Source organism: Motilimonas sp. 1_MG-2023 (genome assembly GCF_030547455.1).
Classification (GTDB): Bacteria; Pseudomonadota; Gammaproteobacteria; order Enterobacterales; family CBDFNC01; genus Motilimonas.
Map to the genome: position 1 here is coordinate 13,388 of NZ_JAUOPX010000018.1, position 19,707 is coordinate 33,094.

The 19,707-nt window shown below is 43.3% G+C and carries 19 protein-coding genes; 12 read left to right on the forward strand and 7 right to left on the reverse strand.

All coding sequences use genetic code 11. The annotated features are described in order from the left end of the window. Window positions 1–47: 47 nt before the first annotated feature. The 4 genes from lon (at window position 48) to Q4519_RS11305 (ending at window position 5,385) form a co-directional block, all read left to right on the forward strand. Window positions 48–2,399 (forward strand): endopeptidase La, encoded by a 2,352-nt coding sequence (lon, locus tag Q4519_RS11290; protein WP_232801919.1) that lies wholly within the window; start codon window positions 48–50, stop codon window positions 2,397–2,399. Between the two features lie 216 nt (window positions 2,400–2,615). Beyond that, entirely contained in the window at window positions 2,616–2,915 is a 300-nt protein-coding gene (locus Q4519_RS11295; RefSeq protein ID WP_303512386.1) for an HU family DNA-binding protein, read from the forward strand. 140 nt (window positions 2,916–3,055) lie between these two features. Beyond that, the gene (ppiD, locus tag Q4519_RS11300; protein WP_232801921.1) at window positions 3,056–4,957 is read left to right on the forward strand and encodes a peptidylprolyl isomerase; all 1,902 of its coding nucleotides are present in this window, start codon (window positions 3,056–3,058) and stop codon (window positions 4,955–4,957) included. Window positions 4,958–5,034: 77 nt separating this feature from the next. Then, a complete protein-coding gene (locus Q4519_RS11305; protein WP_232801922.1) occupies window positions 5,035–5,385 on the forward strand; it encodes a DUF2850 domain-containing protein in 351 nt (116 codons plus the stop codon). A gap of 18 nt (window positions 5,386–5,403) precedes the next feature. Here the strand turns inward: Q4519_RS11305 and Q4519_RS11310 are convergent, their stop codons facing one another. The 6 genes from Q4519_RS11310 to pspF all read right to left on the reverse strand — a co-directional run bounded on the left by Q4519_RS11310 (window position 5,404) and on the right by pspF (window position 11,815). Beyond that, complete coding sequence (locus Q4519_RS11310; protein ID WP_232801923.1) at window positions 5,404–6,183, reverse strand: ATP-binding cassette domain-containing protein; 780 nt, start codon at window positions 6,181–6,183, stop codon at window positions 5,404–5,406. Further along, complete coding sequence (locus tag Q4519_RS11315; RefSeq protein ID WP_232801924.1) at window positions 6,180–7,181, reverse strand: oligopeptide/dipeptide ABC transporter ATP-binding protein; 1,002 nt, start codon at window positions 7,179–7,181, stop codon at window positions 6,180–6,182. Before Q4519_RS11315 ends, Q4519_RS11310 begins: the two co-directional genes overlap by 4 nt. Further along, window positions 7,181–8,071, reverse strand: coding sequence for an ABC transporter permease subunit (locus Q4519_RS11320; RefSeq protein ID WP_232801925.1), 891 nt, complete (start codon window positions 8,069–8,071; stop codon window positions 7,181–7,183). The genes Q4519_RS11315 and Q4519_RS11320 overlap by 1 nt, the downstream gene beginning before the upstream one ends. Beyond that, complete coding sequence (locus Q4519_RS11325) at window positions 8,058–9,023, reverse strand: ABC transporter permease subunit (protein ID WP_232801926.1); 966 nt, start codon at window positions 9,021–9,023, stop codon at window positions 8,058–8,060. Before Q4519_RS11325 ends, Q4519_RS11320 begins: the two co-directional genes overlap by 14 nt. Before the next feature lie 3 nt (window positions 9,024–9,026). Then, window positions 9,027–10,622 carry an ABC transporter substrate-binding protein gene (locus tag Q4519_RS11330; protein WP_303512291.1) on the reverse strand — a complete coding sequence of 532 codons (1,596 nt, stop codon included), beginning with the start codon at window positions 10,620–10,622 and terminating at the stop codon, window positions 9,027–9,029. A 212-nt stretch (window positions 10,623–10,834) separates the two neighbouring features. After that, window positions 10,835–11,815 carry a phage shock protein operon transcriptional activator gene (gene pspF, locus Q4519_RS11335; RefSeq protein ID WP_232801928.1) on the reverse strand — a complete coding sequence of 327 codons (981 nt, stop codon included), beginning with the start codon at window positions 11,813–11,815 and terminating at the stop codon, window positions 10,835–10,837. Window positions 11,816–12,021: 206 nt separating this feature from the next. On the opposite strand from pspF, the gene pspA reads away from it, so the two are divergent. The 8 genes from pspA (at window position 12,022) to Q4519_RS11375 (ending at window position 18,309) form a co-directional block, all read left to right on the forward strand. Beyond that, window positions 12,022–12,684 (forward strand): phage shock protein PspA, encoded by a 663-nt coding sequence (pspA, locus tag Q4519_RS11340; protein ID WP_232801929.1) that lies wholly within the window; start codon window positions 12,022–12,024, stop codon window positions 12,682–12,684. Window positions 12,685–12,705: 21 nt separating this feature from the next. Next, entirely contained in the window at window positions 12,706–12,930 is a 225-nt protein-coding gene (pspB, locus tag Q4519_RS11345) for an envelope stress response membrane protein PspB (protein WP_232801930.1), read from the forward strand. Beyond that, window positions 12,930–13,340: an envelope stress response membrane protein PspC gene (gene pspC, locus Q4519_RS11350; protein WP_303512293.1), complete on the forward strand. Its 411-nt coding sequence runs from the start codon at window positions 12,930–12,932 to the stop codon at window positions 13,338–13,340. Before pspB ends, pspC begins: the two co-directional genes overlap by 1 nt. A 67-nt stretch (window positions 13,341–13,407) precedes the next feature. Continuing rightward, the gene (locus Q4519_RS11355) at window positions 13,408–14,832 is read left to right on the forward strand and encodes a YcjX family protein (RefSeq protein WP_303512296.1); all 1,425 of its coding nucleotides are present in this window, start codon (window positions 13,408–13,410) and stop codon (window positions 14,830–14,832) included. After that, a complete protein-coding gene (locus Q4519_RS11360; protein WP_303512298.1) occupies window positions 14,829–15,842 on the forward strand; it encodes a YcjF family protein in 1,014 nt (337 codons plus the stop codon). Before Q4519_RS11355 ends, Q4519_RS11360 begins: the two co-directional genes overlap by 4 nt. 9 nt (window positions 15,843–15,851) lie before the next feature. Continuing rightward, window positions 15,852–16,199 carry a 4a-hydroxytetrahydrobiopterin dehydratase gene (locus Q4519_RS11365; protein ID WP_303512300.1) on the forward strand — a complete coding sequence of 116 codons (348 nt, stop codon included), beginning with the start codon at window positions 15,852–15,854 and terminating at the stop codon, window positions 16,197–16,199. Between the two features lie 354 nt (window positions 16,200–16,553). Next, complete coding sequence (locus Q4519_RS11370) at window positions 16,554–17,516, forward strand: fumarylacetoacetate hydrolase family protein (protein ID WP_303512303.1); 963 nt, start codon at window positions 16,554–16,556, stop codon at window positions 17,514–17,516. 109 nt (window positions 17,517–17,625) lie between these two features. After that, window positions 17,626–18,309: a vancomycin high temperature exclusion protein gene (locus Q4519_RS11375; protein WP_232801936.1), complete on the forward strand. Its 684-nt coding sequence runs from the start codon at window positions 17,626–17,628 to the stop codon at window positions 18,307–18,309. A gap of 44 nt (window positions 18,310–18,353) precedes the next feature. Here Q4519_RS11375 and Q4519_RS11380 read toward each other — a convergent pair whose 3' ends face one another. Further along, a complete protein-coding gene (locus Q4519_RS11380) occupies window positions 18,354–19,703 on the reverse strand; it encodes an anti-phage deoxyguanosine triphosphatase (protein WP_303512305.1) in 1,350 nt (449 codons plus the stop codon). Window positions 19,704–19,707 lie beyond the last annotated feature (4 nt).

Below are 19,707 nucleotides of genomic sequence, written 5' to 3' on the forward strand. Positions count from 1 at the left end.
ATATACTCAGAAGAAGATGGCCCAGAATTCGAAAAAGAGAGGACATAATGAGTTTAGAGCGTAATACACGCATAGAGATCCCTGTCTTACCCCTTAGGGACGTAGTGGTTTACCCACATATGGTTATTCCCTTGTTTGTTGGCCGTGAAAAGTCCATCTCTTGCCTTGAAGCTGCAATGGATAAAGACAAGCAAGTATTGCTGGTTGCGCAGCGTGATGCCTCAAAAGATGATCCAGACACTTCGGACATGTTTGAAGTGGGGACGATTGCCAATATTTTACAATTATTAAAATTACCTGACGGCACCGTAAAAGTGCTTGTTGAAGGCAGTCGCCGCGCGAAGCTTGAATGTTTTCTTGATAAAGAAGACTTTTTTGTTGGTGAAATAACAGAGCTAAGCACAGACACGATTGAAGAGCGCGAAGAAGAAGTGCTGATCCGCAGTGCTATTAGCCAGTTTGAAGGTTACGTTAAGCTCAACAAAAAAATCCCACCTGAGGTCATGACCTCGGTAAGTGCAATTGATGATGCCGATCGCTTAGCTGATACCATGGCTGCACACATGCCATTAAAGCTTGATGATAAACAAGCGGTATTAGAAATATCTCAAGTGCCGGAGCGTCTCGAGTACTTGATGGCGATGATGGAATCTGAAATAGACTTATTACAAGTTGAGAAAAAGATCCGTAGTCGCGTTAAAAAGCAGATGGAAAAGAGTCAGCGCGAGTATTACCTCAATGAGCAAATGAAGGCGATCCAAAAAGAGTTGGGAGAGCTGGATGACGCGCCGGATGAGTTTGAAGCTCTCGCGAAAAAAATTGAAGCTGCAGGCATGACAGCTGAAGGTAAAGAAAAAACCTTAGCCGAGCTACAGAAGCTGAAGATGATGTCGCCTATGTCTGCTGAAGCGACCGTGGTTCGTGGCTATATTGAATGGATGATAGGTGTGCCTTGGACGAAGCGCTCTAAGGTGAAAAAAGATTTAGCTAAGGCGCAAGAGATATTAGATGCTGACCACTTTGGCCTTGAGAAGGTTAAAGAACGGATCCTTGAGTATCTTGCCGTACAGACTCGAATTAATAAGCTCAAAGGGCCTATTCTTTGTTTAGTCGGGCCCCCGGGGGTAGGTAAAACCTCGTTGGGTCAATCTATTGCTAAAGCGACAGGACGTAAATATGTGCGCATGGCGTTAGGTGGGGTACGTGATGAAGCAGAAATTCGCGGTCATCGCCGTACTTACATTGGCTCGATGCCAGGTAAACTGATTCAGAAGATGTCTAAAGTAGGGGTTAAGAATCCTTTATTCCTACTGGATGAAATCGACAAAATGGCATCCGATATGCGTGGCGACCCGGCATCAGCATTGTTAGAGGTATTGGACCCAGAGCAAAATAACAGCTTTAACGATCATTACCTTGAGGTTGATTACGATTTATCAGACGTGATGTTTGTGGCAACGTCTAACTCGATGAATATTCCAGGGCCGTTACTTGACCGGATGGAAGTGATTCGCTTATCGGGTTATACCGAAGACGAGAAACTGAACATTGCCAAGCAACATTTGCTCGATAAGCAAATCAAACGCAATGGCCTGAAACCACATGAAATAGTGGTTGAAGATTCTGCGATTGTTGGCATTATCCGTTACTACACGCGTGAAGCTGGTGTGCGTAGTTTAGAGCGAGAAATTTCTAAGTTATGCCGCAAAGCAGTAAAGAAAATTCTATTAAACAAAGAAATCAAAACCGTCACCATTAATATGGATAACCTAAAAGAATTTTTAGGTGTGCAGCGTTGTGATTTTGGTAAAGCGGAAGAGAATAACCAGATAGGCCAAGTTACCGGTTTAGCTTGGACTGAAGTAGGTGGTGATTTATTGACCATAGAGACGTCTGCGGTGCCAGGTAAAGGCAAATTGACTTATACCGGTTCTCTGGGCGACGTGATGCAAGAGTCGATTCAAGCGGCGATGACGGTAGTGCGCTCACGAGCGGAAAAATTACGCATTAATAGTGATTTTTATGAGAAGCGCGACATTCATGTTCACGTGCCTGAAGGGGCGACGCCAAAAGATGGTCCAAGTGCCGGTATTGCAATGTGTACCGCTTTAGTGTCTAGTTTAACGGGCAACCCTGTGCGTGCCAATGTGGCGATGACAGGTGAGATAACGTTACGCGGTGAAGTATTGCCTATTGGTGGTTTAAAAGAAAAATTATTGGCCGCATTGCGCGGTGGGATAAAGACGGTTTTAATCCCTCATGAAAATGTGCGTGACTTAGAAGAAATACCTGAAAACGTCACTCGTGAACTGGAAATTATTCCCGTACGCTGGATCGACGAAGTGCTCGCGGTTGCTCTGCAAGAGTCTCCGGAGAAGTTTCAAGTACTCACAGAGTGAAATTTAAATACCGAATCTAAATAAAAACTTGATGATCCGCAAACTTAAGGGGTCTCAAGGGCAAATTTGCTTGCCAGTCCCGTGGGCTGGCAGTAGATTTAACGGGATTGATATTTTGCTTTACAGAATTCGATAATGGGCCAAGTGTCAAATAACAGTATTATTTGGGTGAAGATGCGCTAGTTTTTTCAGTTTAACCATCTACCCAAACTAACTATAAGAACTATAGGGGACAAAACAGTGAATAAAGCTCAACTAATCGACAAAGTAGCTGATGGTGCAGATCTTTCTAAAGCAGCTGCTGGCCGTGCATTAGATGCGTTTGTTGACGCAGTAACAGAAAGCCTAAAAGAAGGTGACTCAGTGGCACTGGTTGGTTTCGGTACATTTTCAGTAAAAGAGCGCAGTGCGCGTACCGGTCGTAACCCTCAAACAGGCGCAGCGATTGAAATTGCTGCTGCTAATGTTCCTGGCTTTAAAGCTGGTAAAGCATTAAAAGATTCATGTAACAACTAATCAAGGTGTTTGCAGACCTGCAGACGGAAACTTGGTACACTTGGGCATCAGTGCTCAAGCAGCAGATATACGAGCGCATCTCACACTGATGCGCTTTTTTTATTTAGGCTCTGTCCAGGGAATTAAGAGAGAAGTACAGCATGTTGGATAAATTTCGCGAAGGCGCGCAAGGCCCCGCAGCAAAAATCATTTTAGGCGTGGTCATTTTATCATTTGCTTTGGCTGGTGTAGGTGGTTATCTCGGTTCAACTACCGCTGATCCAGCAGCCGTGGTGAACGGTGAAGACATTACACGACAAGAATTAGAATCCGCTTATCAACAAGAGCGTAATAAAGTTGAACAACAATATGGCGAGTCATTTGCTGCCATAGCGGCTGATCCTAGCTTTGCTCAGCAATTACGTAGTAATGTGTTAGAGCGCTTAGTAAGCGAGCGGTTAACCGACCAAGCTGTTACTGAATTGGGTTTACGTATCAGCGACGAGCAAATCAAAGAATCAATTCGTTCAATGCCTGAGTTTCAGCGTGATGGCCAATTCGATAACGACACTTACCTTGCGGTTCTTCGTCAATCAGGTTACCAACCCGATCAGTTTAGAGATATTTTACGTCAAGACATGACTCGTCGTCAGCTACTGCAATCTTACCTTAGTAGTGAAATTAGCTTACCAGGAGAAGCATTACAGCTATACCGTTTACAAGCTCAGCAACGTGAACTTCGCCAATTGGAAGTAAATGTAAGCCAGTTTAACGATAAAGTTAGCGTGACAGATGAAGAAGTCGATGCTTATTATCAAGCTAATCAGAGTAGCTTCCAGCATCCAGAGCAAGTTAACCTAGACTATGTGTTACTTGATGCGGCCAATTTGGCTGGCGATGTTGATCTTTCTGAAGAGGCTGTTAAAGCCTACTACCAGGATCATCAGTCATCCTACAAGGCTCCTGAGAAGCGTCGTGTTGCGCATATTTTAGTAGATATTAATAAAGATAATGCTGAGCAAGAAGCGCAAGATTTATTAGCTAAAGTACAGCAAGGTGAAGACTTCGCAGCGCTCGCTAAGACTTTTTCAAGTGATACTTTTTCTGGTGAAAATGGTGGTGAATTAGACTGGTTTGAAAAAGGTGTCATGGATCCTGAATTTGAAGCGGCTGCTTTCGCATTAGAGCAAGTGGGCGACACGTCAGGAGTGGTTAAGAGTGAGTTTGGTTACCATATAATTAAACTACTCGAAGTCCAAGAAGATGCTGCGGCTCCGTATGAAGAAGTAAAAGACAAGATTGCCAACACGCTAAAGCGTGATAAAGCAATGGAAGTATTTTACGAGAAACTTCAAAAGCTAAGTGAAATGGCATTTGAAGTACCAGATACTTTAAATGAAGCAGCGGATGCATCGGGCCTAACAGTGCAACAAACGGGCTTGTTTAGTCGCAATAACGCAACTGGCGATTTCAGCAATGCTCAAGTATTAGTGCAGGCGTTTAATGTCGATCTACGTCAAGACCAAATGAACTCTGAGGTGATTGAATTAAGCCCAGAAAAAGTGATGGTTATTCGCGTTAATGACTACCGGCCACAAAGTGCTAAAGCATTGGCAGAAGTTAAAGATGATATTGTTGTACGCCTCACACGCGAAAAAGCAACGGCGGCGGCTAATGAATATATTGATGGTTTGATTACCGCGCTTGAGAGTGGTGCAGATATTAGTGAGCAGCTATCCACTTACGATTTTAGCTTTAGTGAGCCTGTAACAGTAAGCCGAATGGACCCTGGTGCTAGTCCCGAAATTGCGCGTGAAGTATTTACTATGGCTAAACCTACAGGCTCCTCTGTTGAGCGAACTAAAGTAGACTTACTGAACGGTAATATTGCCTTAGTCGAACTATTGAGTGTGACAGAAGTTGCGACGGATGTGTTGCCTTCAGCAGCTGAAACGCAGCAGTTAAGTCAATTTGTTCAGAACACCCAAGCAGATACCTCTTATCAAGCGCTTATCAAGCTGTTACAAGCTCGTGCTGATATTGTTTATCCAGTTGTTGAATAATTCGATAAGATTGAAATAACTGACTCTGTGGTTAAAATTAAGGGTAGCTTAGCTACCCTTTTTATTTGAGGTATATTGTGATTAAAACCCTATTGATAGTCATCTTGTCGTTAGCGATTATTCTATTGGGCTCTGCCGGATTTGTTGCTTATTATGATTTTTCAGGACAACCCAAGGAAGTGGATACTCCAATTTATGGTAAATGGAAAAGTGAAGACAAGCCTTATGGTGAGTATGAATACTTTGAATTTACCCCTGAAGGTTACACCTTTGAAAGTCGCTTCTATCCTGCGACTTATAGTCAAGACGGTAAAATAGTGACTATCTCAAAACGTGGTGAAACACTTACTTTTAAGGTCATCAATTCCAGTATGATTGAGCGAGAGGTACCTAGGTTGAAACAAATTAGATACCTTAGGGTAGAGTAGTTTTCAGCTTAAAATCGGTTATTTTCTAAATTGCACTTGTTGGTTCATTAATAAGCGTTGGGTAATGGTATGTTGCGGGTTATCTAATACGTCGGCTGTTGGACCAAATTCAACGATATGACCTTCGTGCATCACAATTATTTCGTCGCTAATGTGCCGCACTATGCCTAAATTATGGGCCACCATAATAAAACTAATATTTTGTTCACGTTGTACATCTAAAATCAAATTGATGATTTGCGATCTTACTGAAACGTCTAGCGTTGCCAGTACTTCATCAGCAACGATAATTTTTGGTTTAAGAATTAATGCTCTCGCTAGTGCAACCCGCTGTTTTTGACCACTTGATAGCATTCTTGGATAGAACTGTGCGTGCTCGGTTAACAGCCCAACCTGACGCAGGGCGTCACTGACTCGAATATCCATTTCTTGTTCAGATAATTCAGTATTCAATAACAATGGTGATTTTAATATTCTGCCAATTTGTGAGCGCGGATTGAGAGAAGTGGTTGGATCTTGGAAAATCATTCTGATCTGACAGCAGCGTTGTTTATGATCTTTATCTGCCATGTTAACGCCATCAATGCAAATACTGCCAGAGCTGGGGGTTATAACCCCTGTCAGCGCTTTTGCTAGGCTGCTTTTACCAGAGCCACTTTCACCGACAATTGCGAGAGTTTTGCCTTGTTCAAGCTCAAAACTAACAGGCGCAAAAGCGGTGATGGCCTTTTTCGAGAATAGGCCATGGTGCTGTACGTAGCTTTTACTCAATTTATTAACACTAAGAACGGGGATCATGAGCTAGTTTCATCCTCGATAGAAAGTGGAAAGTGGCAGTTAAACATATGTCCTTTCACTCGTGTGGAGTGGGGTTTTTGCACACAGGTCTTTTGCGCATTAGGGCAGCGAGGCCCCAGTCGGCAGCCGATAGGTAAATGCTGCAAGGGGGGGATACTACCTGGCAGTGCGTATAAATGACTCTTATGGGCTAAGTTGCTCTCAAAATCGGGCACCGCTTTAAGTAGTGCATTGGTGTAAGGGTGCCTAGGGTGATTGATCACCTGATCACGAGTACCCGATTCAACGGTTTGGCCACAGTACATTACAGTTAAGGTGTCTGATAGATTGGAAACACTTTCTATATCGTGACTGATAAACAAAATACTGGTGTTGTTAACTTTATTGAGTTTATGTAGCAACTTTAGAATTTGTATCTGGGTTGTTGACTCCATCGCCGTCGTGGGCTCATCAGCAATCAATAGACGCGGTTTTTTTGCAATAGCCATCGCAATCATGATTTTTTGACATACGCCTTCAGATAACTCATGAGGGTAACTGCGCAACACGCTGATAGGATCTTTGATGCCCACTTTATGCAGTAAGGTGACGGCTCTTTTTTTACGCCACTGAAAACGTTGCCAAAATCCCCCTTCAAAGGTATTTGAAGGAATGGCTTCTTCAATTTGCTCTGCGATCTCTTGGGTTGGATCTAAGTGGCTGCTAGGCTCTTGAAAAATCATTGCAATATCGTTCGCCATTAAGCGTCGGCGTTCACTTGGGGTCAGCGTCAGTAAGTCAATATCCCCTAAGCGCATGCGATCGGCGCGGACCACCCAACCATCTTTTTTGATGCCTAAAATGGCTTTCGCCACTAGGCTTTTTCCTGAGCCAGACTCGCCTACTAACCCTTGAATTTCGCCTTCGGTTAAAGTGAGGTTGACTCGTTCTACGGCTTTAACTCGCCCTTGAGACGTATTGAGCTCAATGGTTAAATTTCTAATATCTAAAATGGCCATTAGTCCATTCCCTTTAGGATTGCTTGGCGTAAGCCTTCACCTACGATATTGATAATCAGTATAGTAATTAAAATAGCTAATCCCGGTAAGGTTACAGTCCATGGCGCAAGGAAGACTAACTCCATGGTATCTGAAAGCATGGTGCCCCATTCTGGTAAAGGCCGTTGTGCACCTAAGCCTAAAAAGCCTAACGCGGTGATATCTAAAATAGCTGAGGTTAGGGCGCGAGTGGTTTGACTAACAAAGGTTTCGACGATGTTAGGCAAAATACCATAACGTAAAATTCGCAATGGTGTTGCACCGTCTAATCGTAAAGCAATGATATATTCCTTATTTAACTCATCGTGTACCGCACGATAAACTGCACGAGTAAACAAGGGTAACAAAGCTAAAAAAACCGCTAATAAGGTATTAAAATACCCAGGACCTAATACCGAAATAATTATGATCGCTAACAACAGTGAGGGGATAGATAATAAGGTATCAAGAAAATGGTGCAAGACACTGGCTTGCATGCCACTACTCATGCCGCCAATAATACCAATGACCGAGCCGATCACGAGAGCGAGAAACACGGTTAAGAATGCGCCGCCAAAGGTTAACTGGGCACCGTAAATAATCTGTGATAGTAAATCTCGGCCTAAGTCATCGGTGCCTAAAAAAAAGTGTACCTCACCATGTTCAACCCAAGAAGGCGCTTTAAGTAGTGCACTGACATCCTTGTGATCCATAGGATAAGGAGCAATCCAAGGGCCGATAACAGTTAAAATTAATATGAAGATCAGCGCCCATAGAGCCACCATACCTATGGTATTTTGCTGATATAAAAACCAACTGTGGGCGAGGGGAGAGCGAATATGATCCTCGCGAAACACATTATGATTTGCCATAAAGCTCATTCCTTTTTAGCGGATCAATCAGTAGGTGCAGCAAATCCGTCGCCATATTGGCCAGCAAAACAAATGCCGCAATGAACAGCATTCCTCCTTGGATCGCGCTATGATCTTCTAAATAGATACTATTGACCATCCAAGGCCCAATGCCTGGCCAAGAAAAAACGGTTTCAGTGATCATCGCCGTTGTTAATACGCGACCAAATTGCAAACCTAAGCTGGGGATCACCGGTGGCAGGGCGTTACGCAAGCCATGGCGTTTTATGATTTGAAAGGTGTTTAGCCCTTTCGCTTGAGCGGCTTTTATATAGTTTTTATCCATCTCTTCGCCGATGGACGCTCGAACTTGACGGATCACTTCAGTGGTGGGAATGGTTGCTAGGACTAGGGTTGGCAAAGCAAGATGTAACAGACTATCGAAAAAAGCTTCGTATTTATAAGGCTTAGTTGAGAGTAACGTGTCGATTAAGTTAAATCCAGTGATAACAGGAATATCGTAAAGCAAGCCAATCCGCCCTGACACGGGAAACCAACCTAAATGTAATGAAAAGAACATCATTAACAGCATGGCAAACCAAAAAGCGGGAACAGACACCCCCATCAGGGTGATCGTCATTATGCCATAGTCGACTGCGCCGCCACGGCTGAGCCCCGCAAATATGCCACAAGGGATGCCAATTAAAATAGACACAACAAACGCCATTAAACAGAGCTCTAAAGTAGCAGGGAAGATGGCCAGAATGTCCGTCAGCACGGGATTACCGGACGCTAATGAAGTGCCAAAATTACCTGAGAGCATGGCTAAAATATAACGTTGGTAGTCACTTAGGATGTTACCCGTGTTGACAAAGTCGGTAATAACTTGTCGCTGTAATAAAAAAGCAACCACGCTAAGTAGAAACAAGGTAATGACAAAAACATTTAAACGGCGAATAATATAAATAAACATTACTTAATTCCGGTATGCGCCTGCAAAATTAACTCCTCCAAAAGGAGATGAGTTCAAGCTATGCACATCGCGACGATATGCTTGTAGCTGCAACGAATGAGCAATGGGCAATAAAGGCAACTCGTCACGCAAATGTGATTGAATCTCTCGATAAATACGAATTCTAGGCACCATGCGGTTGAGTTTGACAGCGCGGTTAATCAATCCGTCAAGCTCTGTTGAACACCAACGGCTGGTGTTGGTATGGTTTTCGATGGCATTGCAGCTAAATTGTGGACGAAAGAAGTTATCAGGATCACTGGTCACGGCACTCCAGCCACTCACTAAGGTATCGTATTTACCCATAATAATACTGTGTTGTAAAAGATGAGGCTCTTGCACAACAATTTCTGCATTTACGCCTATCTTACGTAAATCACGTTGGATAAATTCTGCTGTCTTAAACGAATTAGGGTTATAGGGCTCTGAGCCTGATGGCGTATAAATTGTTAAAGACAACGGTAATTTAACCCCACTTTCTTGTAATAATTGCCTTGCTTGCTTAGGCGAGTAAGCATAATCACTTAAATAGGGGTTGTACGCCCATGATGTGGGTGGTAGTAGTCCGTGTGCTGCAACGCCAGTATTAAAGTAGACAGCCTTAAGAATAGTATCTCGGTCAATTGCTGTAGCCAGTGCTTTTCTCACTTTTGGGTTGTCAAAAGGGGGTCTGTCGCTATTAAATGACCAAAACGACACTTTATAGCCAGTCTGAACATTCATCAACAAATCGGGATGGTTACTAATCACATTGGCTTGGCTGGCCGCTGGATAAGCCATGACATCACACTCACCGGTGATTAATTTTGCTAATCGTTTGGTCGGGCTAGGCGTAATATCAAACACCAGCTGTTGCATGGGTGCACCGCCTTCCCAGTAACCCCAATGACGCTCAAACCGAATGAGGTTATCCGGTAGAAATTGTTTAAATTTATACGGACCTGTGCCGACTGGTAGATGGTCAATTTGATTAAATTTGCCGGAATGTTGCAACTGCTGAGCGTATTCCGCCGACAAAACCACCGCAAACTCTGTTGCTAAATTAGCGAGTAAAGACGTATCGGGTCGATATAACTCAAATTCAACCTTATAAGGGCCTATCTTTTTAATACTTTTGATTAAACGAGAAAATTGCGTGTTATTAAAAAAAGGATATAAGCCACCTGACACACTGTGAAAAAGGTGAGTTGGAAATAGCACGCGCTGAAAACTAAAGACAACATCATCTGCATTCATGGTTCGCGTTGGCGTGAAATAAGGCGTGGAATGAAACTGAATATCTTGGCGTAACTCAAACTGATAGCTTAGCCCATCGCGGCTAACATGCCATTCACTTGCTAATCCTGCGGCAATAGTTTGGGTGCTCGGGTCTAACCTCACTAAGGTATTATAGAGTTGGCTAGAAATATCTAAACTGTCACCTGTTTGTGCCAGCTGAGGGTTAAAACTCGTAGGGCTACCATTTGAGCAGTAAACCAAACCAGTGCTTTGTACTTGGGTTTCCTGCTTACAGCTGGTTATTATTGGCAGCGTTAACAGTAAGGCAATCAATCGAATCATAGACTTCATGTCAAAGAAAAGGTTTAACAATGGCTAATGTACCATGGCTGGTGTTGGCAACCAAACGGATACAAGCGAATAGTAAATTTTGTAGAGCATATAAGGTAGTTTGAATATAATTAAGGCTTAGCTTCATATTAACCCCTTATAACTTGCTAAAAATAGTTCTGCGGGCTTATCACCCCTGACGTATTCACTATTAGCAAGCTTAGTTACTGAGTCATCGAGTATTTTTTTAGTAAGCCTCTTAGCTGATGGTAGCTGATACCAAGCACAATTGCTGCTTGACGTTGGTTGTATTGTGCGTGTTTCATTGCCTGTGAAATTAGATCTACCTCAAATTTTTCGCTTAATGCTTTAAAATCAATAGGAAAAACTAAGTTTTCTGTAGCTGAGTTATGTTCTTGGTGCGCTTTTGGTTGCCAAGGGGAAGCAAAAGGATCAAAAATAAGCTGTTTGACTGGCTTATCTAAGGCTGTTTGTCGGTAAATGCTGCGTTCAACCACGTTTTTAAGCTCGCGCACATTACCTGGCCAAGCATAAGCTTGCATTGAACGAATAGCTTGTGGTGTGAACCCAGCAAAAAAATCACGTTTCAATTCTTGGCAAATTTTCACCGCGAAATGTTCAGCTAACAAAATAATATCTTCTTGACGATGACGTAGTGGTGGCAGTGTGATGACGTCAAAGGCTAACCTATCGAGCAAATCAAAGCGAAACTTACCTTGGCGGGCCAAAGTAGGAAGATCTTCGTTAGTGGCACATACTAAACGTACATCCGCATTGAGTGGCTGAGTGCCACCCACACGTTCGTAAGCACCGTATTCAATGACTCGTAGTAACTTTTCTTGCACTAACATTGGCGCCGTGGCTAGCTCATCTAGAAATAAAGTGCCACTGTCGGCGCGTTCAAAGCGGCCTTGATGGCGTTTTGCGGCCCCCGTAAAGGCCCCTGTCTCATGGCCAAAAAGCTCTGAATCCAATAAGTTTTCATTTAAAGCCGCGCAATTTAGGGAAAGGTAAGGTTTGTCCCAGCGTTTCGATAGGTAGTGAATACGGGCTGCTATCAGTTCTTTACCTGTGCCGCGCTCGCCAACAATTAATACGGGTTTATTTAGCGGCGCCACATAAGACACTTGTTCTAAGATACTGACAAACGCTTCTGATTCACCGATAAGATTATCTGACTTCATAATTAGTGGTCAATATTGCTAATAGTTGGTTAAATTTATCATGTTGTTATTATTGCTTACTAGCCTTAATGTGTTTATTTCTTAATAATCAGGTAATTAGATTTTTTGTTTAAGTTGGCACACCAATTGCTAATTAAAGAGCATGTAACAGTTAGACTAGTCGCATGTTGCGATGTTACATACTCAATAATTTATTTGGAGGATTTATGGGTGTATTTTCAAGAATAGCTGACATTATCAATGCAAACGTTACGTCAATCTTAGATAAGGCGGAAGATCCAGCGAAAATGATCCGTTTGATCATTCAAGAAATGGAAGATACCTTAGTTGAAGTACGCTCTACTTCTGCACGCGTACTGGCTGAAAAGAAAGACCTAACCCGTAAAATAGCACGCCTTGAGGCGACGCAACAAGATTGGCAAGATAAGGCTGAGCTTGCTTTGCGTAAAGACCGTGAAGATTTAGCCAAAGCGGCCTTACTAGAAAAACAAAAGCTTAACGAATTGAAAGAGGCGCTAGACCAAGAGTTAATCGCAAATGATGAAGCGCTAACGCGTCTATCTTCTGAAATTACGCAGCTTGAGCAAAAGTTACAAGAAACGCGTGCGAAGCAAAAAAGCATTGAGCTACGTCATCGTGCTGCCAATGGTCGCCTAGATGTCAAAAAGCAACTAGATGGCCAAAAAGTCGCACGTACGATGGAGCGTTTTGACCAATTTGAACGCCGTATCGATGAGTTAAATAGTAAGGCTGATGCTTATGACATTGGCGGTAAGCCTGAACTAAAAGATGAGTTTGCTGAGCTACAAGCTGATGATGAAATCAGTAAACAGCTTGCTGAACTTAAAAAGAAAATTAATAACGCTTAATGATTCGTAAAGGGGAATAATATGTCTGGTTTTATGGTGGTTCCTATCATTGTCTTTTTAGTCATAGTGGCACCTTTATGGCTCATATTGCACTATCGTAGTCGCAAGCAACTCGGTGAAGGCCTATCGGTTCAAGAAACGGCACAACTGAATCAATTAATTGAACGTGCTGAAAAGCTACAACAACGGGTGCATACATTAGAGTCCATATTAGATGTTGAGGCACCGAGCTGGAGAAACCAATAATGAACCAGTCATCAAAACACCTTTATCGTGATCCCAAAGCAGGGAAGGTTGCCGGCGTTTGTATTGGTCTGGCTGACTACTTTAATATGGAAGTGTGGCTCGTACGTATTATTGTTATCAGTATTTTTTTGTTTAACTTTCCACTTGCTGCACTGGGTTATGGTGCGGCTTGGTTGATGCTAGACAAGAAACCAGATGGCTCAATGGCACAACCAGAGCACAACGAGTCGAGTTACCAAAAATCACATATTCATGTTAAGTCTAAGGTTTGGCAAAGTGGTGAGTTACCCAAACAGGCCCTTGCTGAAATGAGTCAAGTGTTTGATAAATTGGAAAGTAAAATAGGTCAAATGGAAAAAGTGGTGACCTCAGATTCGTTTAAGGTCGATCGCGAAATTAACCGTCTTTAATCTTCCTGCTGTTTCAGCCTAGGCGTCTAGTCTAGGCTGATTTTTTCATTTTGTAAGAGAGCATTTCATGTCCATGGTATCCAAAGCTTCCCTGATGAGTTTAAAACGTGGCGCGAAAGATTTAGTTAATCGCAGCCTCGATCGCCATGTTAAATTAGCAGTCACTGGTTTAAGTCGAGCCGGTAAGACAGCTTTTATCACGGCCTTGGTCGATCATCTATTGCAAGGGCCTGTCCATCATCAGTTACCCCTTTGGCAAGTGGCACGAGAAGGACGTTTTTTAGGTGCTCAAAAAGTCCCACAAGCGCACTTTCATATTCCTAGTTTTAAGTATGAGCAAGGCATAAAAGCATTGCGTAGTGATGTGCCGCATTGGCCAGCGCCTACTGAAGGAGTCAGTGAAATTCGCCTTAAAATAAAGTATCGCCCTGAGTCATTGTTGTGGCGAAATATTAATCAAACAGCCGATTTAACGCTGGATATAGTCGATTATCCAGGGGAGTGGCTACTTGATTTACCGCTGCTACAAATGACATTTGAGCAGTGGAGCGAGCATATGATGCAAACGCTTGAAGAGCCAGCAAGAGCTGAACTGGCGAAAGATTGGCTGAACATTGGCGGTCAGCTTGACCCCCTTGCTGAAGCTGATGAGCAGCAAATTGCACGTATCAGTCAGGCTTATACGGACTTTTTATTACGCAGTAAGTCAGAGCTAGGCTTACATCATATTCAGCCAGGGCGTTTTGTGCTTCCTGGCGAGCTGCAAGGGGCCCCTTTGTTGTCTTTCTTTCCTTTCGTTTGGCGTCAGGGGCTGGAAGTTAACCCAGAGCAAGGACCGAAAAATTGTGCTTATAAAATGCTGAAATCCCGTTATGAGCATTACCAAGAGCACGTGGTGAAACAATTTTATGATCAGCACTTTGTGCATTTTGATCGGCAAATTGTGTTATTGGATTGCTTGACGCCTCTTAATGCGGGGCGACAAAGCTTTCAAGATATGCAAACAGCAATTGAGCAAATTTTACAGAGCTTTAACTATGGCCAAACCGGATTATTAAGACGGCTATTTTCGCCCAAAATTGACAAGTTGGTTTTTGCTGCAAGTAAAGCCGATCATGTGACGCCAGATCAGCATGAAAATTTATTAAGCTTATTGTCTCAGTTGGTGGTGAATGGCCAGCGCGAAGTGGCTTTTTCTGGTATCGAAAGTCACAGTATTGCTATTGCGTCGGTTAAAGCCACTCAAGCGGGCAGTGTTGATTATCAAGGTGCCCCACATCCTGCTTTGACTGGCAATGTATTAGGGCAGGATGAGTTAATTACTCTGTATCCTGGTGAAGTGCCGGCCGATCTCCCGCAACAATCTTTTTGGCAAGGCCAAGGTTTTGATTTTGTAAACTTTGCTCCGCAAAAAATCGAGCCAAATAAACCCATGCCGCATATTCGGATGGACTTAGCAATAGAGCATTTATTAGGAGATAAATTCCTATGACAAACAAGAGTAAAGTGAATGGCAAAATTATTTTCTCATCACCCGAAGCAGATCCCGTTGCCGCTGATATTTTGCCCCAACAAGTATTTGATAAAGAACAATTTGTACCCGAAGCGCCTGCGGTTGAAGGGGATACTCTATTAGATGCTGCCTTACAACCAAAAAAAGCCAATTGGTGGCTACGTTTTGGTTTGTTTGGTGCGATGGCTGCGGCGACATGGGAAAGTGTTTCTTGGCTAACATCCACTTTAGCGCATTCGCCCTTAACGGGCATGGTTTACAGCGCTATTGTGGTTTGTTTATTCGTTGCGCTATTGAAACTTGTCGTCAGTGAGCTCAGCAAATTAAATCGCCTAAGGCAAACGCAAAAACTACAAGGCCAAGCCAATACACTTGATTTACAAGCCAGTGACGGTGCTTATGTATACTGCCAGCAGTTGGCTAAACTGAGCAAACAACTCGATTCGCCTGGCTATATCGCTTGGCAAAATCAACTCAGTGACAGCCATAATAATCAGGAAGTATTGGATTTATATCGCCATCATGTGTTATCGGTACAAGATGCTCAAGCCAAGCAAGCGGTCACCAAGTGGTCGGGTGAAGCGGCATTATTGGTGGCAATAAGTCCTTTAGCGTTGGTGGATATGCTGATCATTTTATGGCGCAATAGCAAAATGATTGAAGCGGTTGCGCACATATATGGGATTGAGCTCGGTTATTTAAGCCGCCTTAAATTATTTAAAATGGTACTGACTAATATGGTATTTGCAGCGGGAGTGGAAGTGGCTACTGACCTTGGCTCTGATATCTTAGGTGCTGAAGTAGCAGGTTTAGTTTCAGCCAGGGCTGCTCAAGGCGTTGGCGCTGGACTGATTACCGCGCGATTAGGCTTTAAAGCCATTCAATTGTGCCGTCCTGTACCATGGTTAAAAGAAGAGCGACCAAAGGCGAAAGATGTCAGAATGAGCCTAATTCAAAAACTTAAATCGTCACTTAAATCGGTAGTTTAAGAGGTAATTATGACCCCTTTACATCAGCAAATCTGCCAAGCTTGTATGCCTGATTCTTCCCCTGTTATGGATGATCAGCGAGCCTCTTTAATGTCACAGCTGCCTGGCTGGCAATGTCTGTTACAGGATAATATTTGGCAATTAAAAAAAAGTTATCGATTCAGTAACTACAGCCAAGCAATGGCTTTTGCAAATCAGGTTGCGGAGCTGGCAGAGCAAATGCGGCACCATCCCGCGTTATTAATTGAGTGGGGGCGGGTGGATGTATATTGGTGGACCCATTGTATTGCAAACCTACACTACAACGATTTTATTATGGCGGCGAAAACCGACCAGCTAAATGTGAATAGCGGTTAGCCCAGTAAGCCCCAAGTATCTATACCCAAGTTACCTCTACAGTGAGAATTAGTTGGTTGTTAGGCACGACGCTGATTTGAGGCATAGTTATTCTAAGCGGAGAATCATTACTCCAATCAATTTGGCGATGCTTGATTTCAGTAAGGGTTGACAGGCGTTTAGGCAAGGCATTCATTGCAGGTAATGCTTGTGGAACAAGATTACATTCTATGCAGTGCATAACATGCTAAAGTTTGGCGCTAAAGTGGATTGAGCTTGATTAAGTTGAAATTATCTTAGTGTATTAATTAGCATCGCAAGTCACATTTTCCGTCTAGTATTAAACAATGTATTGATGGTGCTAGAGGCTTTGGTATGAAACTAGCTAGCTTGAATGATGGATCTCGCTATGGCCGTTTAGTCGTGGTGAGTCAAGATTTACGGCGGGCTAAATTTGTCGGCATTCTAGCACCAAATCTACCAGCAGCCATGGACGACTGGGATACTGTCGCACCTTTATTACACATGATATATCATGAACTCAATCAGGGGCCTATTTCAGGTTCATTCGAGTTAATGCTTTCCCAATGCATTGCCCCAATGACTCAGCCGTTTGAACACTTTCACGCTTTTAATTATCGGCCCTACCTTAAACTGTTAGAGCACTTAAGCGAAACAACATTGACCGACCTGCCGCCGATTATCTCGATGCCGAGCCAAATTTTAATCGGGGCCCATGAAGACCTAAACATTGCAACCACCGCCGCTTTAGATTTTTCAGCGCAAATTAGTGTTATCACTGGACCCATTGCTAGCGGTGAATCTGCAGCAGGGTGCCTTGATTTTATCCGCCTGATTAGTTTACAAAATCAATATTACAACCCTGTACTATTAGCTAAGGAATTAACGCTAGGGTGGGGGATCCGCCAAGGTATGATGAGAACCGTATCTGCGCCTATTTTAGTGACGCCTGATGAATTAGGCGAGTTTTGGCATGAGGGCATAATGAGTTTGCCTATCATAACCAAGTTTAATGGCAAGCCTTTTGCCGCATTAAACCCAAAGCAAGACACTATCAACCATTTTGGTGAGTTGTTAGCTAAGGTCGTTGAGTTTTCGCCTTTGTCTGCGGGGGCGATGATGAGTGCAGGCCCCATTATGAATCAATCACAATTAACAGGACCCGCAAATTTATGGTCACGCGCGATGACCAGCAAGGGAGAGGATAAAACAACCGAATACCTAAAAGGAGATGATAAAATAGAAATGTATGTGCAGGACAGCGTGGGTCGAAATCTATTTGGTGGTATAAAACAATATATTCGTTTTTCTGATTAATTGCTGCCCTAGATGGATTATCTTCTCAACTGTCGGTCTCAGGTTAAAATCAGTTTATAATGGCTAAACAAACGGTTATGATTTGTTTTTTGACTCTAGGGCGGTGCCATTGGCTAAACGAATTCGCCAGTTTTTTATTATCATGTTGGCCCTCACTGTTACGACAATAGTGGTCTTGGCCAGCCTAGATCTTTATGTCTCTTTCGTTGCAAATAATAGAGTTTACACCGATGTTGCTGAAATACCCCACCGACCCGTCGCTTTGGTATTGGGAACCAGTAAGTACATAGGTAAGCGAATCAATCACTTTTATCCTCCTCGCCTTGATGCCGCCCAGTCACTCTTTAAGCATAATAAAGTTCAAGCTGTGATCGTTAGCGGCGATAACGCGACACGATATTATAATGAGCCACAGACGATGGCTAATGATTTAGTGAGAGCCGGCGTACCAAGGCGCTACGTAGTGAAAGATTATGCTGGGTTTCGTACCTTAGATTCAGTGGTAAGAGCCAAGCTTATCTTTGGCCAAGAGGCCTTAACCATCGTTAGTCAGCGATTTCATTGTGAGCGCGCAATCTATATTGCCCGCGCTATCGACATCGATGCCTTATGTTTAAGTGCCGATGATGCCCAAGGACTAGGAGCAATAAAGATCCGTTTGCGAGAAGTATTAGCGAGAGCAAAGGCGGTGCTGGATATTAATATTTTAAACAAGCAGCCAAAATTTTTAGGAGAACTTGAGACGGTGATTTTAAGAGCGTCACCGCCGCGTAGTCAGTATGAAAACCCTTAGTGACACCTTATTAGTTAACCCGAATTGTGGCTCAATTAAATTGATTAACCCGGTTGATAAGGCATCCCTAACGAATGCGCACTAAAAAGGCTGCTGTGTAAACGCACGGCATGTCCATCTGTCATCCCTGATATGTAATCTGCTATTACGCGATAGCCTGAATGGCCAAGGGCGCGCGCTAATTGCCAACGCGCTTTGGTGTCATTAGGCAGTAAACGCTCCGGGTCACCAGCAAACGCTTCAAATAACTCCATGACAATCTGTTGCCCCTTGTATTCCATGATCTGTAACTCCGTTTTTTGGATTACAAAGTGCAACACAAATTGTTTTAAAATTTCTAGCACTTGCTCCATATCGGGGTTAAGCCAAGCATTGTAAGCAAGTAAGGGCTCATTGAAATGTGGCGCGATAGGCTTTATTTCAACCGAAGTGATCAAGGCGTTAACTAATGCGCCAATGGCATCTTTACGTAGATAATGATGAGATGAAAATAACTGTTCAGTTAACAGATTGATATCTTTTGCTAACCAAAAACCTTCTATATCTGCTAGTTTACAGGCGACTTGTTCTTGCCATAAACGTTTGTTCACGATACCCATTGCAATGGCGTCTTCTAGGTCATGGATGCCATAAGCAAAATCATCGGCCAGTTCCATAATGGAGCAATCAATCGACTTATATCGGGTTTTCAAGTGTCGCTCGCCCGGTTTTTGCTCTCTAGTAGTGGCAAACAGTACACGGTCAGCGTCGCTCAAAGGTGCTAGAACCCAGTCGAGAATTTGCTTATCATCATCATAGATTCCTTTAGCCGGAGACCATTCACTGGCTTTTAGTTGACGAAAGTTAGTGGGTTGTTCAGGTTGTGTTTTTCCGCGGATTTGGCTAATCAAGGCTGGGTATTTTAATAGTCCTAGTAAACTTCGGCGCGCCAAGTTCATGCCATTTTCAGGTGTATAAGGCTCCAGTTTAGTGACAATCCGTAACGTTTGCCCGTTACCTTCAAAACCACCATGCTCACGCATCATATAATTGAGCGCAACTTCACCGCCATGCCCATAGGGTGGGTGGCCTATATCGTGACTCAAGCAAATCGCTTCAATTAAGCTGGTAGAGGGTAACAGTGAGGAAAACGCTGGTTGCTTTTGCTTTAGTTGGGCAACAATGCCGGTGCCAATTTGCGATACTTCTAAGGAGTGAGTCAGGCGCGTGCGATAAAAATCATTGGTTCCGGTGCCTAGTACTTGGGTTTTGGACTGCAGCCGCCTAAAAGCTGCGCTATGTAGAATACGCGCGCGGTCTCGTTGATAGGGACTGCGATGATCCAAACGTCTTTTTTTATTCTCCTCATTGCCTAGGCGCTCATCCCATTGTGGTGAAATCTCAAAATTTGTCATATTG

Bases quoted from the DNA above. Each gene is read 5' to 3' on its own strand.
- lon (WP_232801919.1), top strand. From the start codon at position 48: ATGAGTTTAGAGCGTAATACACGCATAGAGATCCCTGTCTTACCCCTT.
- ppiD (WP_232801921.1), top strand. From the start codon at position 3,056: ATGTTGGATAAATTTCGCGAAGGCGCGCAAGGCCCCGCAGCAAAAATC.
- Q4519_RS11310 (WP_232801923.1), bottom strand. From the start codon at position 6,183: ATGATCCCCGTTCTTAGTGTTAATAAATTGAGTAAAAGCTACGTACAG.
- Q4519_RS11315 (WP_232801924.1), bottom strand. From the start codon at position 7,181: ATGGCCATTTTAGATATTAGAAATTTAACCATTGAGCTCAATACGTCT.
- Q4519_RS11320 (WP_232801925.1), bottom strand. From the start codon at position 8,071: ATGGCAAATCATAATGTGTTTCGCGAGGATCATATTCGCTCTCCCCTC.
- Q4519_RS11325 (WP_232801926.1), bottom strand. From the start codon at position 9,023: ATGTTTATTTATATTATTCGCCGTTTAAATGTTTTTGTCATTACCTTG.
- Q4519_RS11330 (WP_303512291.1), bottom strand. From the start codon at position 10,622: ATGATTCGATTGATTGCCTTACTGTTAACGCTGCCAATAATAACCAGC.
- pspF (WP_232801928.1), bottom strand. From the start codon at position 11,815: ATGAAGTCAGATAATCTTATCGGTGAATCAGAAGCGTTTGTCAGTATC.
- pspA (WP_232801929.1), top strand. From the start codon at position 12,022: ATGGGTGTATTTTCAAGAATAGCTGACATTATCAATGCAAACGTTACG.
- pspB (WP_232801930.1), top strand. From the start codon at position 12,706: ATGTCTGGTTTTATGGTGGTTCCTATCATTGTCTTTTTAGTCATAGTG.
- pspC (WP_303512293.1), top strand. From the start codon at position 12,930: ATGAACCAGTCATCAAAACACCTTTATCGTGATCCCAAAGCAGGGAAG.
- Q4519_RS11355 (WP_303512296.1), top strand. From the start codon at position 13,408: ATGTCCATGGTATCCAAAGCTTCCCTGATGAGTTTAAAACGTGGCGCG.
- Q4519_RS11360 (WP_303512298.1), top strand. From the start codon at position 14,829: ATGACAAACAAGAGTAAAGTGAATGGCAAAATTATTTTCTCATCACCC.
- Q4519_RS11365 (WP_303512300.1), top strand. From the start codon at position 15,852: ATGACCCCTTTACATCAGCAAATCTGCCAAGCTTGTATGCCTGATTCT.
- Q4519_RS11370 (WP_303512303.1), top strand. From the start codon at position 16,554: ATGAAACTAGCTAGCTTGAATGATGGATCTCGCTATGGCCGTTTAGTC.
- Q4519_RS11380 (WP_303512305.1), bottom strand. From the start codon at position 19,703: ATGACAAATTTTGAGATTTCACCACAATGGGATGAGCGCCTAGGCAAT.